The sequence below is a fragment of the Aliiglaciecola sp. NS0011-25 genome (genome assembly GCF_040370605.1).
In the GTDB taxonomy this organism is placed as follows: domain Bacteria; phylum Pseudomonadota; class Gammaproteobacteria; order Enterobacterales; family Alteromonadaceae; genus Aliiglaciecola; species Aliiglaciecola lipolytica_A.
Window position 1 is genome coordinate 33,324 of the sequence record NZ_BAABWR010000015.1, and the last position, 15,540, is coordinate 48,863.

Annotated in this window: 13 protein-coding genes; 12 read left to right on the forward strand and 1 reads right to left on the reverse strand. The window is 41.2% G+C overall.

Going from position 1 to position 15,540, the window contains the following annotated elements; genetic code table 11:
- The first annotated feature begins 26 nt into the window (after positions 1-26).
- Genes ABWV72_RS13945 through ABWV72_RS13960 form a run of 4 tightly spaced genes read left to right on the forward strand, consistent with a single transcriptional unit; the run spans position 27 to position 4,928 of the window.
- Entirely contained in the window at positions 27-2,567 is a 2,541-nt protein-coding gene (locus ABWV72_RS13945; protein WP_353371234.1) for an efflux RND transporter permease subunit, read from the forward strand.
- 18 nt (positions 2,568-2,585) lie between these two features.
- On the forward strand, positions 2,586-3,371 hold the full coding sequence (locus ABWV72_RS13950) for an outer membrane lipoprotein-sorting protein (protein ID WP_252729100.1): 786 nt from the start codon (positions 2,586-2,588) through the stop codon (positions 3,369-3,371).
- Complete coding sequence (locus tag ABWV72_RS13955; RefSeq protein WP_353371236.1) at positions 3,371-4,681, forward strand: hypothetical protein; 1,311 nt, start codon at positions 3,371-3,373, stop codon at positions 4,679-4,681. Before ABWV72_RS13950 ends, ABWV72_RS13955 begins: the two co-directional genes overlap by 1 nt.
- Before the next feature lie 31 nt (positions 4,682-4,712).
- On the forward strand, positions 4,713-4,928 hold the full coding sequence (locus ABWV72_RS13960) for a YgaP family membrane protein (RefSeq protein ID WP_353371238.1): 216 nt from the start codon (positions 4,713-4,715) through the stop codon (positions 4,926-4,928).
- Between the two features lie 72 nt (positions 4,929-5,000).
- Here ABWV72_RS13960 and ABWV72_RS13965 read toward each other — a convergent pair whose 3' ends face one another.
- A complete protein-coding gene (locus ABWV72_RS13965; protein ID WP_353371240.1) occupies positions 5,001-6,305 on the reverse strand; it encodes a sigma-54 interaction domain-containing protein in 1,305 nt (434 codons plus the stop codon).
- Positions 6,306-6,515: 210 nt separating this feature from the next.
- Between ABWV72_RS13965 and ABWV72_RS13970 the strand changes: the two genes are divergently transcribed.
- The 8 genes from ABWV72_RS13970 (at position 6,516) to ABWV72_RS14005 (ending at position 15,540) form a co-directional block, all read left to right on the forward strand.
- On the forward strand, positions 6,516-7,787 hold the full coding sequence (locus ABWV72_RS13970; RefSeq protein WP_353371242.1) for an NAD(P)/FAD-dependent oxidoreductase: 1,272 nt from the start codon (positions 6,516-6,518) through the stop codon (positions 7,785-7,787).
- A gap of 8 nt (positions 7,788-7,795) precedes the next feature.
- Positions 7,796-8,431, forward strand: coding sequence for a Tll0287-like domain-containing protein (locus tag ABWV72_RS13975; protein WP_353371244.1), 636 nt, complete (start codon positions 7,796-7,798; stop codon positions 8,429-8,431).
- A 254-nt stretch (positions 8,432-8,685) separates the two neighbouring features.
- On the forward strand, positions 8,686-10,278 hold the full coding sequence (locus tag ABWV72_RS13980; protein ID WP_303500627.1) for a cytochrome ubiquinol oxidase subunit I: 1,593 nt from the start codon (positions 8,686-8,688) through the stop codon (positions 10,276-10,278).
- Positions 10,275-11,411, forward strand: coding sequence for a cytochrome d ubiquinol oxidase subunit II (gene cydB, locus ABWV72_RS13985; RefSeq protein WP_303500625.1), 1,137 nt, complete (start codon positions 10,275-10,277; stop codon positions 11,409-11,411). Before ABWV72_RS13980 ends, cydB begins: the two co-directional genes overlap by 4 nt.
- Positions 11,412-11,429: 18 nt before the next feature.
- Positions 11,430-11,540: a cytochrome bd-I oxidase subunit CydX gene (gene cydX / locus ABWV72_RS13990; protein WP_100643419.1), complete on the forward strand. Its 111-nt coding sequence runs from the start codon at positions 11,430-11,432 to the stop codon at positions 11,538-11,540.
- Complete coding sequence (locus ABWV72_RS13995) at positions 11,540-13,144, forward strand: ABC transporter ATP-binding protein/permease (RefSeq protein ID WP_353371247.1); 1,605 nt, start codon at positions 11,540-11,542, stop codon at positions 13,142-13,144. Before cydX ends, ABWV72_RS13995 begins: the two co-directional genes overlap by 1 nt.
- Positions 13,134-14,675, forward strand: a complete 1,542-nt coding sequence (locus ABWV72_RS14000; RefSeq protein ID WP_353371249.1) for an ATP-binding cassette domain-containing protein — start codon at positions 13,134-13,136, stop codon at positions 14,673-14,675. Before ABWV72_RS13995 ends, ABWV72_RS14000 begins: the two co-directional genes overlap by 11 nt.
- On the forward strand, positions 14,668-15,540 hold the full coding sequence (locus ABWV72_RS14005; RefSeq protein WP_216048400.1) for an MBL fold metallo-hydrolase: 873 nt from the start codon (positions 14,668-14,670) through the stop codon (positions 15,538-15,540). The genes ABWV72_RS14000 and ABWV72_RS14005 overlap by 8 nt, the downstream gene beginning before the upstream one ends.

Genomic DNA, 15,540 nt, shown 5'->3' on the forward strand with positions numbered 1-15,540 from the left:
ATATTATAAAAAATCTGTTGGGTTTCATGAAAAATATAGCCGATAATTTAGTGCATTTATGCACTCACAAACCTAAATCTGTATATGCAATATTGTTGCTTTTTGTGGTGTTATTAGCGGCCCAGATCCCTCGAATTCAAATAGATACAGATCCAGAAAACATGCTGGATGCAGAGCACCCTGCACGAGTGTTTCATAATCAAATTAAGCAAACATTTAGTATGCACGATGCAATAGTTGTTGGGGTGGTTAATACACAAGATGAAAACGGTGTGTTTAAGCCTGATGTGCTTTCTGACATTTTTGACATTACAAAGACAATTATGTCATTGGACGGGGTTGTTTCCGCAGATGTCATGTCAATTTCAACAGTTGACAATATCAGTCAGGAAGGAACAGGTGCGATTCGTTTTGAATGGATGATGCCCACCCCACCGGAAACCATTGCAGTTAGTCAACAGATACAACACAACTTGTCCCGTCTGCCCTTGTTACAAGACACTTTGGCATCAAACAACGGTAAAGCCGCTGCGATTTACGTACCTATTTTAGATAAAAACCAAAGTTTTAATATTGCTGAACAAATTCGCGGCGCAATCGAAAACCGTGATAGCAGCGCACAGTGGTATATTACTGGGTTGCCTGTTGCCGAAGACCAATTTGGTTTCGAGATGTTTGTGCAAATGGGAATTTCAGCGCCCCTAGCAGGCTTAACTATATTCATTCTATTGTTTATTTTCTTCCGCAACATTCCGTTAATTATCGCGCCTATGATAGTGGCGATGGCAACCGTCATTATTACCATGGGGGCATTAATAGGAATGGGATTCACTGTTCATATCATGTCATCCATGATTGCGATTTTTCTAATGCCGATTGCGGTGGTAGATTCAGTACATATTTTATCGGAATTCAGTGACCGTCATAAACCAGGAGAAGATCTTCAGGCCACGATTGAGGAAGTGGTAGGACATTTATTTACGCCCATGCTGTACACCTCAATAACCTCTTCCGTAGGGTTCTATTCATTAATGTTAACTCCTATTCCTCCGGTACAAATATTTGGTGCTTTTGTAGGTTCAGGTATCCTACTCGCGTTTTTAATTACCATTACGTTTATGCCTGCTTATCTGTCGAGAATGAGTGAAAAGTCGCTACAAAGTTTACAGGATGTGATGCATAGCCAGCAAAGTGGCGGTACTAGAATTGCAAAACTTGCAGGCGCTTTGGGTAAGATTGCAATGAACTTCAAAGGCGCATTGATATTGAGTTTTTCAGTGGTGTTCGCCATCTCCGTGTGGGGAATTACCCAAATTCAAATAAACGATAACCCGGTGCGATGGTTCAAACCTGATCATGAAATTCGCATAGCCGATAAAGTCTTAAACGAAAATTTTGCAGGTACTTACGATGCCTACATAGTGCTAAGTCAGCATTCATCTTTGGTGCCTGTGGAGAACTTATTATCAAAAAATATCCCTGCAAGCTTAACCAATTGGCAACAGGAAACTTTAGAAAAGCTTAGAGATGAGCCGCTAAATGAACAATATCAGCAACTTATCATTGAAATAGAAGATAAGATGTTTACTGATTTAAGCTCACAAGAAGAACAATTTTTAAACGACTTGTTAAACCTGACAGAGAAAGCCCTGAGCCAGTCAAAAGCTTTTCAGTCTCCGCAATTACTTGCCTACATAGAGTCTTTACAAACAGCTTTGCAGGCATCAGGCTTGGTCGGTAAATCTAATTCCCTAGCCGATGTAACTAAAGTGGTGAATCGCGAACTCAGATCTGGCGAAGCCAAGGATTACCAGATCCCGAATTCACCGCAAGCTGTGGCGCAAACCCTAATGCAATATCAATCTTCTCATCGTCCTAATGACTTGTGGCATTTTGTCACGCCCGATTACCAACAAACTCTGGTTTGGTTGCAATTAAGCAGTGGCGATAATCAAGATATGACGGAGGTAATCCAGTTAGTAGACGATTATGTAGCCAACAACCCACTGCCAGCGAATATTGAACTAGGATGGGCAGGCAAAGCCTATATTAATGTCATTTGGCAAGAAAATATGGTTGCAGGCATGCTCGATAGTTTAATAAGCGCATTTATTATTGTATTTGTGATGATGGTAATTTTGTTCAGATCCTTAGTATATGGTGTGCTTGCGATGCTGCCGCTAACAATTACCATCACCTTCATTTATGGATTGATTGGTATTATTGGCAAAGATTACGATATGCCAATCGCAGTGTTGTCTGCATTAACACTTGGTTTGTCTGTTGATTTTGCGATCCACTTTTTAGAAAGGGCCCGCGCCTTATTTAAACAAACCAAGGATGTGAAACAAACATTGGCCTTGATGTTTCAAGAACCAGCCACCGCAATCACTCGCAACGCGTTAGTTATCGCCCTAGGATTTACCCCCTTGCTCTTTGCTCCACTTGTTCCCTATATCACCGTGGGAGTATTTTTAGCTAGCATAATGGCAATTTCGGCCTTGGTGACGCTACTTATCTTGCCCGCTGTGATGTCGTTAGCAAAACAATTGGTTTTTAAAAACTAGATGATTAGGAGTTTTAGAATGCCTAGATTTACATTATTTACTTTATCGTTATTTATGTCGTTACCGACCCTTGCTGCTATTGATGTTGCCGAATTAATTAGCAGCGCTGAAAAAGTGGCTTATTACAGTGGAGAAGACGGTCGCTCAGATGCACGCATGATGATTGTTGATTCTCAGGGACGCAAACAAATGCGTCAATTCACCATTCTCAGACGAGATGTTGAAGACAATGGTGATCAACAGATGATGGTATTTTTCAGTCGTCCAACAGATGTAAAAGACACTGTATTTAGAGTGGAAAAACATGCAGATATTGCAATAGACGATGACCGTTGGCTGTACTTACCTGCGCTGGATTTGGTTAAGCGCATTTCGGCTGGCGATAAACGCACGTCCTTTGTGGGATCGCATTTTTTCTATGAAGATGTGTCAGGCCGTGCCGTATCAGAGGATAACTTTGAATTACTGAATGAAACCGCTGAACACTACATCTTAAAAGCAACCCCGAAGTCAGCAAATAGCGTTGAATTTAGCTACTATCAAGTCAGTATCGATAAACAATCAAAGCTACCTGTGAATATTGATTTTTTCAATGAAGATGGGGTTAATTACCGACGTGTTGAAGCGATTAAAATCGAAGATATCCAAGGTTTCCCTACCGTTGTCCGCTCGAAAGTAAGTGATTTGATTAACGGCGGTTATACATTAATGGAATTTAGAAATATCAGTTACGATTTAGGACTTCCGGATGATGTATTTTCGGAACGCAGTTTACGTACGCCTCCACGTCAATGGCTAGACTAATGAAAAAAATTTCATCCCTCGCCAGCGGTTTATACATAACTGTAATGCTCTTCACATTCAATGCTGTAGCGCAAACTTCAGAAGATGAATGGGATATGGGCGATTGGTCGGAAGAAGAAGTAGCAAAGCCGCTATTTACCGGCTTTGTCGACTTTAGTGCTGGCAACAGAATATCCTCTGATCCTGAAATTGATCAAGCCAAAACCCTCAGAGATATTCGTTTACAAGTACAATGGGAAAAACTGCTCAGCCATTCTAGCGTAACTATTACTAGCGACTTATATTATGACGGTATACTCGATGAGGTAAAAGTAGATATTAGGGAGTTTGCTTGGCAAGGAAGATTGGACTCCTTAGGCGAATGGGGAAAATATTTTGATCTAAAATTAGGTCAACAAGTGCTGACCTGGGGAACGGGAGATTATTTATTTCTAAATGACCTTTTCCCAAAAGATTATCAATCATTTTTTGCAGGTCGTAATGATGATTATCTTAAGGCCCCTTCCCTATCTGCAAAGTTATCTGGATTTTTTGATTGGGGTAATATCGACTTGGTTATTACCCCTGAATTTGCACCTGACAACTATATTAACGGCGATTATTTTTCCTTTTTCTCACCACAATTTGCTAAAAACATTGCGCCTGGTTTTGACGTGAGCCCACCCTACCGACCTGAGTCGCCAGAATATGCACTGCGTTATTACAAAACCTTAGGATCATCTGAAATTGCTGTATACGGTTACCATGGATTTCATAAATCGCCTAGCAGTCAAACGGCACAAGGCCAACCTTATTTTGCTAAACTCAACGTTTATGGCGCCAGTGTAGTCAGCCCTGCTTTTGCAGGTTTAATCAAAGCTGAAGTCGCCTATTATGCCTCTGGTTATGATAGCCAGGGTACTGAAGCATTGATCCCTAACGATCAAAGTAGAGTGTTAATTGGTTATGAACAAGAACTAATAAAAGATTTATCGGGGAGTTTACAGTGGTATATGGAGCGCACTCATGATTATTCAGCACTGCGTTTAAATTCACTTACGCCACAATATGATCCTAACCGCAGTCGTATCGTCGTTACGCAGCAACTGGTGTACCGGTTAATGCAGCAAACCTTAACCATTAATGCATTTAACTTTTACTCCACCAGTGATCAAGACGGATTTTTGAAACTGCGTGCCGATTACAGCCCTGTAGATGAGTGGCGACTGTCTGCTGGAATGAATCTATTTTACGGTGAAGAGCAATACACCTTTTACAATCAATTCGAAGATGCTAGTAACCTTTATGCTAGTTTCAGATACTTTTATTAACTATGGCTATCCGATAAAAAAGAGGATGTTTATGTCTGCAGAAAGAGCGTTAACCGCATTTGCTGGTTTTATGGTGTTAGTATCCGTTGCATTAACCGTTTGGGTTCATCCAAACTTTGTATGGTTTACGGTGTTCATTGGTGCCAACTTGTTTCAACAAAGTTATACTGGCCTTTGTCCTGCAACCTTTGTTATTCGCAAAGTATTTGGTTTTAAAACTGAAAAGGAATTAGCTAACGGTCAATGAATCGTATACTTTATTATTAAATATCAAAATCTTATATCAGTCTGAGGCGAGATTTAAGCGCACTATCTCAAGTCAGACGCCCTCGTATTTTAAGCCATATCTCTGAAGTTTACGGTAAAACGTTCGAGGGCTGACGCCCAATTTCTGAGCCAGTTCATCTACCGGTAAAGTGCTTGCAAAACACAATTGCGATAGATATTGTTTTTCCATATCGTCCAAGGAAATAATTTGATTCACTTCTTTGGCTTCAAAACCACCGGTGTTAATCACGAGTTCCGGCAAGTCCTCCACTTCAATAATATCTTCATTTGCGAGCAATGCCGAATGTTCAACAATACTTCTTAGTTCACGAATATTACCGGGGAAATCATATTGACACAGCGCAAGCAGCGCTTTTTCACTAAACTTTTTGCGATTCATCTCAGATTGTTTCAAAAAGTGTTCTGCCAAAATCGGGATATCAGAGCGTCGCTGAGCCAAAGACGGCAACATTATTGGAAAGCCAGCAATGCGATAATACAAATCTTTCCTAAACTCGCCTGACGCTACCAAATCAAGCAGGTTTTTATGGCTTGCACAAATCAGCCTAAAATCTGCCTTTTTCTGCTTAATTCCGCCAACGGTTCGATAACAATGGGTTTCAAGAAGACGTAACAATTTCACTTGCATTGCTAATGGCACATCGGCGATTTCATCAAAAAAAACGGTACCACCATTGGCCATTTCTATCAGTCCCTTTTTGGCATGGGTTGCACCAGTAAAAGCCCCCTTTTCATGACCAAATAATTCAGATTCGAATAAGTTTTCGTTAAGGCCTGTGCATTCAATTATAACGAAAGGCTTTTGTGCCCGAGCGCTCGACTCGTGAACCGCTTTAGCAACTAGCTCTTTTCCTGTGCCGGTTTCACCATGCAGTAATACCGCGATATCGGCCTTAGCAGAGCGGTTAATTTTATTCAGCATGGTTTTAAACGGCTCTGATGCACCTATCATCAGCTGTGCATTAGACTCATTAGAGGCAAACCTTATGCGATCAAGCACTTCTAGAAAACCTGTGGTTATGCCATTTTCATCTTTAATCGGTTTCATCAAAATATCGCAATAGGTTTTACCATAAGGCGTATCGTGAATGTGAATGACACTGCTGGTTCTATTGGTTTTTTTACATTGCTCCATAGGACAGTCTTCGCCATGTTTATCGCAAGGAGATGAATTACCGTGAGAAATTTCAAAACAACTGCTTTTACCAACAATGACTTCATTTTCGTAAGTATCTCGATAGGCGGAATTTACCGCTAAAATACGATATTCAAGATCGATAAAAATTGCCGGTTTTTCCATGGCATCGATCATCGATTGCACTACACCAATATTCATATCCAGATAGCTCGCCAGTAAGTCAATATTGACTCATTCTGTGACAAAAATGACAAAGGAATCAAGGTTTATCTAAGCTAGTTCATCAATACTTAATAAACTGCATACTTTTCAACATGTTAAATTTTTTGAATTTATAGCACGCCTCTTGCTTACATAATGTTCACATATCGTAACTATTAACAACGATAAGATAAGTGAGGAACTAAAATGGCTAAAGTAGTGATCTTAGGTGCAGGAACCGGTGGCATGCCAGCGGCTTATGAAACAAAGGAAATACTCGGTAAAGAACATCAAGTCGTTGTCGTCAATGAACGACCAGAGTTCCGTTTTGTGCCATCGAACCCTTGGGTCGCAGTTGGCTGGCGGGAACCTGACGCCATAACAATGCCGATTGAAAAATATCTGAACAAAAAAGGCATAGAGTTCATTTGTGCAAAAGTGGACAAAATTGATGCCGCAAACAAGGTTATTTTAACCCATGAAAATGAAAGCATAAGTTACGATTATTTGATAATCGCTACAGGTCCAAAACTCGCGTTTAGTAATATTAAAGGAGCTGGCCCAGATTATTATACCCAATCCATATGTACCTTAGATCATGCCAAACAATGTTATCTAGATTTCGAAAAACTGCTGAAAAACCCCGGTCCAGTTGTGGTTGGTGCGTTTCAAGGCGCAAGTTGTTTTGGGCCAGCTTACGAATATGCGTTTATATTAGATAAAGCTCTTCGCGATGCCAAAATCCGCCATAAAGTTCCAATCCATTTTGTTACCAGTGAACCCTACATCGGACACATGGGATTAGGTGGTGTTGGAGATTCCAAAACCATGTTGGAGTCGGAACTCAGATCTCGAGATATAAAATGGACATGCAATGGCACTGTAGATGAAGTCTGTGAAAATATGATGCATGTATCCGAATTAAACCGTAAAGGAGAAGTGGAATTAGAACATCAGCTGCCTTTTCATCACGCCATGTTAATACCGCCTTTTAGTGGCGTGGATGCAGTCGCAAATGTTGACGGCTTGTGCAATCCAAAGGGATTTGTTGTTACCGATGAATTCCATCGTAATCCAACTTATCCAACTATTTTTTCGGGCGGTGTTTGTGTTGCTATTCCACCAGTTGAGACAACACCAGTGCCCACAGGGACGCCTAAAACCGGTTACATGATAGAAACAATGATGACAGCTATTGCGCACAATCTAAAAGCTCTCATTATTGACAATCAACCACCGCAAACCAAAGGTACTATGCACGCAATTTGCCTAGCCGACATGGGAAATACTGGGGCAGCATTTGTGGCAATGCCGCAAATTCCTCCCCGCAATGTCGCTTGGTTTAAAAAGGGCAAATGGGTGCATTTAGCCAAAATCGCATTTGAAAAGTATTTTATGCGCAAAATGCGCACCGGCACCAGTGAACCTGTTTACGAAAAGTATGTGTTAAAAGCACTTGGAATAGAACGTTTAGAGTAGGAATAATTATGAACAAGATTTTGGCAATATATTCAACGACAGTTAGCTTATCGATCATATCCGGTTTTGGGTTATATATGACGCTAGCCAATGCAAATGAAATAACAAAATCAAATATACCATTGGCCAACAATAAAGTTGAAAATCAACAAGATAATGCAGCGTATAAACAAATCGCCAAGGAAAAAATGGCGCAATTTGGAAAGCAACTCAAAAGCGCATTATTGGACGCAATTGCTACTGGCGGTTTTGAAAATGCAGTGGAAGTTTGTCAGAATGAAGCACCGAAAATAGCCGCCGAACTATCCACTGATGGCTGGCAATTAAGTCGCACTAGCTTAAAAACTCGTAACCCTCTTAATCTGCCAAATGAATGGCAAAAGCCTGTATTACTTGAGTTTGAACAACAAGCTCAAAATGGAAGACCGATAGATAAATTAGTATTCAGCGATACCGTAAACGGTCAATTTAGGATGATGAAAGCGATTCCTACTGGCCAGCTATGTATCGCCTGCCACGGCACAAATATTTCACCTGAATTATCCAACAAAATTAACCAGCACTACCCACAAGACACAGCAATCAACTTCTCTTTAAAGGATATTCGCGGTGCTTTTAGTGTCACAGCGCCTATAGGTCAATAATCTACTTGTGATTAAATCACATATTGTCACTTATGACAGAACCTCTGTCATAAGTGACAACCACCCCCCCTATTTAGAGCCATGGTAAAAATAAAACCCTCGTAATTTCATATGGTTACATGAATTTCAAAATTTGGCACGTTGAATGCAATTCTGTTGATTAGGATCAACTCCGAGTTAGAAATCTTCGGAATATAATAAATTTCGCTAACTCTTTATGCGCAAACACATTTTTAATCACTAGGAGAAACAGTATGAACGAGACTCTTATCGAGTTATCTCGTTGGCAATTTGCCTCTACCGTCATGTTTCATTTCATATTTGTTCCATTAACCTTAGGGCTGAGCTTTATGCTTGCCATAATGGAATCAGTTTATGTTTTGACTGGCAAAGAAATCTACAAACAAATGACCAAGTTTTGGGGTAAGTTGTTTGGGATCAACTTTGCCATTGGCGTTGCCACAGGCTTAACCATGGAATTTCAGTTCGGTATGAACTGGTCTTATTATTCCCATTATGTCGGTGATATTTTCGGCGCACCTTTGGCAATTGAAGGGCTCATGGCGTTCTTTTTAGAGTCTACATTCGTTGGTTTGTTTTTCTTTGGTTGGGACAAAATGACCAAGGTAAAACACTTAATGACTACTTGGCTGGTTGCAATTGGATCTAACTTCTCAGCACTTTGGATTTTAATTGCAAATGGTTGGATGCAGTTTCCAGTAGGAGCTGAATTCAACTTTGAATCCATGCGGATGGAAATGACCAGTTTTGCAGAGGTAATTTTCAACCCCGTTGCACAGGTTAAATTTGTACATACCGTTTCTGCAGGATACGTCACAGGCGCTATTTTTGTATTAGCGATTTCGTCATATTATCTACTGAAAAATAAAGACGTTGCTTTTGCTAGACGTTCTTTTGCCATTGCCGCCAGTTTTGGTTTGGCCTCGGTGATTTCGGTCATTATATTGGGTGATGAAAGTGGCTACGAATTAGGTGATGTTCAAAAGGTAAAATTAGCGGCAGTAGAAGCAGAATATGAGACACAACCTGCTCCAGCGGCATTTACCCTATTTGGGATACCCAACGATGAGACCCAAACAGTCGATTATGCAATTCAAATTCCCTATGCCATGGGTATTATTGCCACTCGTTCTCTAGACGAAGAAGTGGTCGGATTAAAAGAGCATAAAGAGCGTCACAGAGAACGAATTTTATCTGGAATTATAGCCTACGACTTACTAGATAAAGTCAGGAATGGAGAAGCGACTGTCAATGAGCGCGCTGACTTTGAACAACACAAAGACAATTTAGGCTTTGCCATGTTGTTGCAACCATTTACCGAAGATGTCAGCAACCCGTCGGAACAAGCTATTCAACAAGCAGTAGACTACAGCATCCCTAAAGTTGCTCCGTTATTTTGGAGTTTCAGGCTGATGGTTGCATCTGGGTTTGCGATGTTAGTACTGTTCGCCCTTGCGTTTTACTATTCCACTAAGCATCAGATTACCAAGCCTCGTTGGTTGTTGAAATTTGCACTTTACAGCCTGCCGCTTCCTTGGATTGCCTCTGAAGCCGGATGGTTTGTAGCAGAATATGGCCGTCAACCTTGGTCGATTGCAGAAATACTACCCGTACATGCATCGGTATCAAATTTATCTGTGACTGATGTCGTCATTACAATAATTGCCTACACATTTTTCTACGCAATTATGTTTATTGCAGCCTTCTATCTCATGCAAAAGTACGCCAAAAAAGGACCTAGCGAGACCTTCGCTGACGCCGAGCGTGAATTAGAAGAAGCCGCTCAGTTACTGAATAATGAACAACCTCAAGGAGCAAACTCATGATTGACTATGAAACGCTGCGCGTTATCTGGTGGGTGTTAATTGGTGTATTACTCATAGGCTTTGCTGTTACCGACGGTTTTGATTTAGGCGTAGGCGCATTGTTAACGCTGATTGGCAAAACCGATCAAGAACGACGAGTTATGATCAACACAATTGGTCCCCATTGGGATGGAAACCAAGTATGGTTTATCACTGCCGGTGGTGCCATTTTTGCGGCTTGGCCAATGATTTATGCCACTGCTTTTTCCGGTCTATACTTAGCGTTAGCCTTAACCTTAATCGCACTTTGGATGCGTCCACTTGGGTTTGACTATCGCAGCAAACTAACCAATAAAAAGTGGCGAATGATGTGGGATTGGGCACTATTTGCTGGCGGATTCATCCCTGCCCTAATATTTGGTGTGGCATTTGGTAATTTGCTACTGGGTATCCCATTTGAGTTAGATGAGACATTGAAATCAACCTATACAGGCTCATTCTTTGGTTTACTCACCCCTTTTGCTTTGCTTACTGGCCTAGTTTCGGTTGCCATGCTGCTAAATCATGGCGCAACTTGGTTACAACTTAAGTCTGATGGTGACCTGTATCAACGAGCGCGCTCTGTTGCGGTGATATTGGCTTGTACAAGTGCGGCGCTTTTCGCTTTAGCAGGTGTTTATTTAGCCCTGGGAGTCGATGGTTATCAAATCACCTCAACCATAGATGTTGCCGCTACGAGTAATCCATTACATAAAACCGTATCGGTTGTCAGTGGTGCATGGTTGCAAAACTACAGCATTTATCCATGGATGGTAGTCGCTCCTGTTCTAGGTATCGTTGCAGCACTCGCCTCTGCCTTGTTTTCAAGTAAAGGAAAAAGTGGTTGGGCGTTTACTGCAAGTGGCTTAAGTATTGCTGGCATCATTTTAACCGCTGGGTTTTCGATGTTTCCGTTTCTACTACCAAGCAGCATCATGCCTGATGCAAGTTTGACTGTGTGGGACGCAACGTCTTCATTTTTAACCCTGCAAACTATGTTTATTGTGGCCTGTGTTTTTGTACCTATAGTGCTGTTTTACACCGCATATGGTTTTTGGGTCATGAGAGGTCGAGTAAAACAAGCTGACTTAAGTAAGTCACACGCAATTTATTAATGTAAAAGGAAAAAGATTATGTGGTATTTCACGTGGATTTTAGGCGTTTTATTGGCTTGCTCATTTGGCATCATTAATGCCATGTGGCTTGAGTCAACAGAAGATATGGATCGTACGGACGAATCATAATGGAAAATCAAATAACACCTCAAGCTATACAATGGTTAAAGCGGCAAAGCATGGATTTTCGCGTGCCGCAAATGAAGGTGTTTTTGGTCAGGCTAATACAGTTTATTGCTCAAATCTTCACATTCTGGTTATTTGCCGAAATGATGATGTCGATTGTTGTTGAGCAACAAGCATTTGATGGGCGCAAGGTTTTATACTTAGCGGTCGCATCATGTATTTGGTTGGTCAGTGTATACGTTGCAGATAGCTTATCGGCTATCTGCAAAAATAAAATTGAAAGCCAAATTGAATCGGATATCCACGCAATTTGGCAACAACAACAAACTTCATTAATACGCCGATACTCGTCGGCTTATTGGCAACAATTAATCTTTGATCACATTGCTGATGTAGGAAATTACGTCAGTCAGTACTGTGTCCAAAAATGGATGGCCGGGATAACGCCACTGGTGATCTTATTGGTGATCGCCCCCATCAATTACGTGGTAGCAGTTTCTCTACTGCTTTGTATGCCAGTGGTTCCTTTGTTTATGATTATCGTCGGCAAAGGCGCTGCGGCACTGCATCGTAAACATTTTATCGCTTTAGAACGTTTAGGCGCGATGTTCTCAGATAGATTAAAAGCCTTGCCGCTGATTACCAGCGCTAATCAGCATCATGAGCAACAGATGCGCTTAAGTCATGCCAGCAATATTGTAAATTCAAAAACCATGAAAGTGGTATCTGTGGCTTTTTTGTCTACCACGGTTCTAGATTTTTTCTCGACCTTATCAATTGCACTGGTGGCCGTATTTATCGGTTTCAGTCTAATTGGTGAATTTGAATTTGGACCGTCAATGAATCTACACACTGGTCTGTTTATGTTACTGGTTGCACCGTTATTATTTGCCGAATTAAAAACATTAGGCCGATATTACCACCAAAAATCCAAAGCCGAAGCGAGTGCGGAAAGGTTTGCAGAGATATATCAAGAGGTTAAACCTAACGTCATCCAACAAAACTTCAGCGGAATTGATTGGCTTAATTTTCAAGTTAAACAACCAAATATTTGCGCAAAAAAGATTTCCATCCAGCCCAGTGAATGGATATTTCTCGAGGGTCAATCCGGCGCAGGCAAAACCGTTTTGCTAGAGGCATTGATGGGTTTTAGGGAAGCTTCACATCAATTCCCTGCGCTAAGTTACTTGTTAACTCAAGATACCGTAGTGCTAGATAATACGCTGAGATATAACCTCACCCTAGGGCGCGATTTCGCCGATCACATGCTTTGGGAGGTGTTAGTCGACGTAGAACTGAATGACTGGGCGATCAAACTTGAACAGCAATTAGATACACCTTTAGGTGACTACCCTCCACTTTCCGGCGGTGAAGCCCAGCGTTTAGCCCTTGCGCGCATCTTACTGATTAACCCCGAAGTGGTTTTTCTCGACGAACCCACTGCTCACCTGACTCAGGAACAGCATAGAATCCTAAGTTTACTGCTGCGTCAACGCTTGCAACACAAGACTGTAATTTGGGCATCACACAAGTCCATTCCAGATCACTGGTTTACACAACATTGGCAACTTGAAAATGGTGTATTGAGGATCCCAAATGAAGCATAAAAAGCTATTAGCCGTCAGTTTGTTTCTGGCCATAGTGCACTTTCTGGTGGGATTCACTATTTTACTGGTGTCTTCTTGGTTTATTGCCGCCTCAGCCATTGCTGGCATAGGCTTCAATTACATGTTACCGGCTGTCATCATCCGCGCCCTTGCTATATTGCGGATTGCGTCTGGCTATTTCAGTATGTTGTTTGGCCATCAGCACTTGCTTGGCTCTTTGGCAGACATTCGTTTATCGGTGTTCAAGTCCCTCGCCGACAATAATGTTACAGCTAGAGATGTATCCTTAAACGCACTTGCTTATCAAAGTGAAGAAGTGGCTTCTATTTGGATTGCTTGGGTGGGGCAAAATGCAGGTGTGTTATTATCCATCAGCGCACTTATGTTTTGTGCTGTTGTATTTACACCGACATTAAGTTGGCCATTAATCGTTTTCTTTAGCGTATTTAGTCTCATTTACGCCACTTTAGTACTCACAACTTTGCACAACGCTAAGCGCTTAGCCAAATATCAAAAAGCGACGCAATTACGCTTAATTCAGCATATTGAAAGTGCGCCTATCTGGCATATGCAAAATCAACTGCAACCACCACAACTAAATAGCATTAGAAAAATACAAAACCGAATCCAACAACACACAAGATTAGCTGCTTTGTTGACCTCTATAACCAGTATCTCAACCTTGTGTTTTATTTTAGTAAGTCACGCTAGTACTCACTTAGGAAACAGTTTGTTTGTGATTATTCCTATGGCGTTACTGAGTGTAAATGATTGGTTGGGTCGCTCAATCGAATCTCAAAACAAGCTGGCAAGTTATCAGGTTGCCAATAACAACATTGCTCAATTAGTAAAAGAGTCAGTGCCAATTTCGCGACTTAATCCCCATGTTAAGAATGTCGAAGTTTCGAACTTTAAAGCTCAAAATACAGTAATGCCGGAAGTGTTTGGCACATTCAACATAGCAAGTTTGAGCTTACTGGTGGGAAGCTCTGGCTCTGGGAAAAGTCGTTTTTTACAGGCTGTCGCAGGCCTTATCCCCAACCAAGGTAAACGTTTGATCAACCATAGCGATATGCCTGAAGGGTTACTTAATGACAGCTTATACATAGAACAATTTCCATTTTGTTTATCAGATACCTTAAAAAGTAATTTACTTATTGCCAATCCAGAGGCGTCCGATAGATGTTTAATTGAAACCCTGAATGATGTTGGTTTGGGCTACATGAGCGATATTAATCAATGGATTGGAGAAAACGGTAGACGTTTTTCTGGCGGTGAGAAAAAACGTTTGGGCTTGGCTCGAGCACTATTAAGTAAAGCAAATTTAATTTTGATTGACGAACCATTTGAAGCCTTAGATGAAACCAATATTGAAATTGCCTGCCGCCAACTCAACACATTGGCCCAACATAAAATCGTGTTGGTTGCCTCTCATATTATTCCACGTCAACTGAAAATCGATCAGCAAATATCTCTTGATCCTCCATTGCATTCGGAATTAAACAAAGAAGGTGCCATTCATTATGAATAAACTCATCATTCAACCATTTTTGGATGAAACAACCAATACTGTCACATATGTGGTAACTGACAAAACATGTAACCTATCCGCGATTATTGACCCAGTATTAGATTTCGATCCAAATTCCGGCACGCTTTCCTCCACCAGTGCCGATAAAGTGATCAAGTATTTAGATGACAATAATTTATCCTTGGAATGGATACTGGAAACTCATGCTCACGCTGATCATATTACTGCGTCTCAATATATTAAGGAAAAACGTGGTGGCGAAATCGGCATAGGCGAGCATATACGCAAAGTCCAATCGACCTTTAAAAAAATCTTTAATTTACAACCAGACTTTGCTTGTGACGGGAGTCAATTTGATCACCTTTTTAGTGACGGTGAAATGATCAATTTAGGCCATCTAAACATTCAAATAATGAATACCCCAGGTCATACACCTGCCTGCATTAGCTACTTGATTGAAGACACTGTGTTTGTTGGTGACACACTGTTTATGCCCGACTATGGTACCGCGCGAGCAGACTTCCCCAATGGCAGTGCCAAAGCCTTGTACCAGTCCATCCAGAAAATACTTTCACTACCTGACGAAACCCGTATTTTTGTCGCTCATGATTATAAAGCCGAAGGTCGTGACGAATATGCGTGGGAAACCACGGTATTTCAGCAAAAACGCAACAATATCCATGTAAAAAATGGCACCACTGAAGAGGATTTTGTCAATATGCGCAATCAACGTGACAAAACATTAGCCGCGCCAAGACTTCTGCTGCCATCAATTCAACTTAATATTCGCGCTGGACTGCTGCCAGATAGCGAGGATAACGGTGTTGCGTATCTCAAAATTCCGTTAACCACAAAATTGGCTTAA

Excerpts from the sequence above, each read along its gene's own strand:
- ABWV72_RS13945 (WP_353371234.1), top strand. The coding sequence starts at position 27 with ATGAAAAATATAGCCGATAATTTAGTGCATTTATGCACTCACAAACCT.
- ABWV72_RS13950 (WP_252729100.1), top strand. The coding sequence starts at position 2,586 with ATGCCTAGATTTACATTATTTACTTTATCGTTATTTATGTCGTTACCG.
- ABWV72_RS13955 (WP_353371236.1), top strand. The coding sequence starts at position 3,371 with ATGAAAAAAATTTCATCCCTCGCCAGCGGTTTATACATAACTGTAATG.
- ABWV72_RS13960 (WP_353371238.1), top strand. The coding sequence starts at position 4,713 with ATGTCTGCAGAAAGAGCGTTAACCGCATTTGCTGGTTTTATGGTGTTA.
- ABWV72_RS13965 (WP_353371240.1), bottom strand. The coding sequence starts at position 6,305 with ATGAATATTGGTGTAGTGCAATCGATGATCGATGCCATGGAAAAACCG.
- ABWV72_RS13970 (WP_353371242.1), top strand. The coding sequence starts at position 6,516 with ATGGCTAAAGTAGTGATCTTAGGTGCAGGAACCGGTGGCATGCCAGCG.
- ABWV72_RS13975 (WP_353371244.1), top strand. The coding sequence starts at position 7,796 with ATGAACAAGATTTTGGCAATATATTCAACGACAGTTAGCTTATCGATC.
- ABWV72_RS13980 (WP_303500627.1), top strand. The coding sequence starts at position 8,686 with ATGAACGAGACTCTTATCGAGTTATCTCGTTGGCAATTTGCCTCTACC.
- cydB (WP_303500625.1), top strand. The coding sequence starts at position 10,275 with ATGATTGACTATGAAACGCTGCGCGTTATCTGGTGGGTGTTAATTGGT.
- cydX (WP_100643419.1), top strand. The coding sequence starts at position 11,430 with ATGTGGTATTTCACGTGGATTTTAGGCGTTTTATTGGCTTGCTCATTT.
- ABWV72_RS13995 (WP_353371247.1), top strand. The coding sequence starts at position 11,540 with ATGGAAAATCAAATAACACCTCAAGCTATACAATGGTTAAAGCGGCAA.
- ABWV72_RS14000 (WP_353371249.1), top strand. The coding sequence starts at position 13,134 with ATGAAGCATAAAAAGCTATTAGCCGTCAGTTTGTTTCTGGCCATAGTG.
- ABWV72_RS14005 (WP_216048400.1), top strand. The coding sequence starts at position 14,668 with ATGAATAAACTCATCATTCAACCATTTTTGGATGAAACAACCAATACT.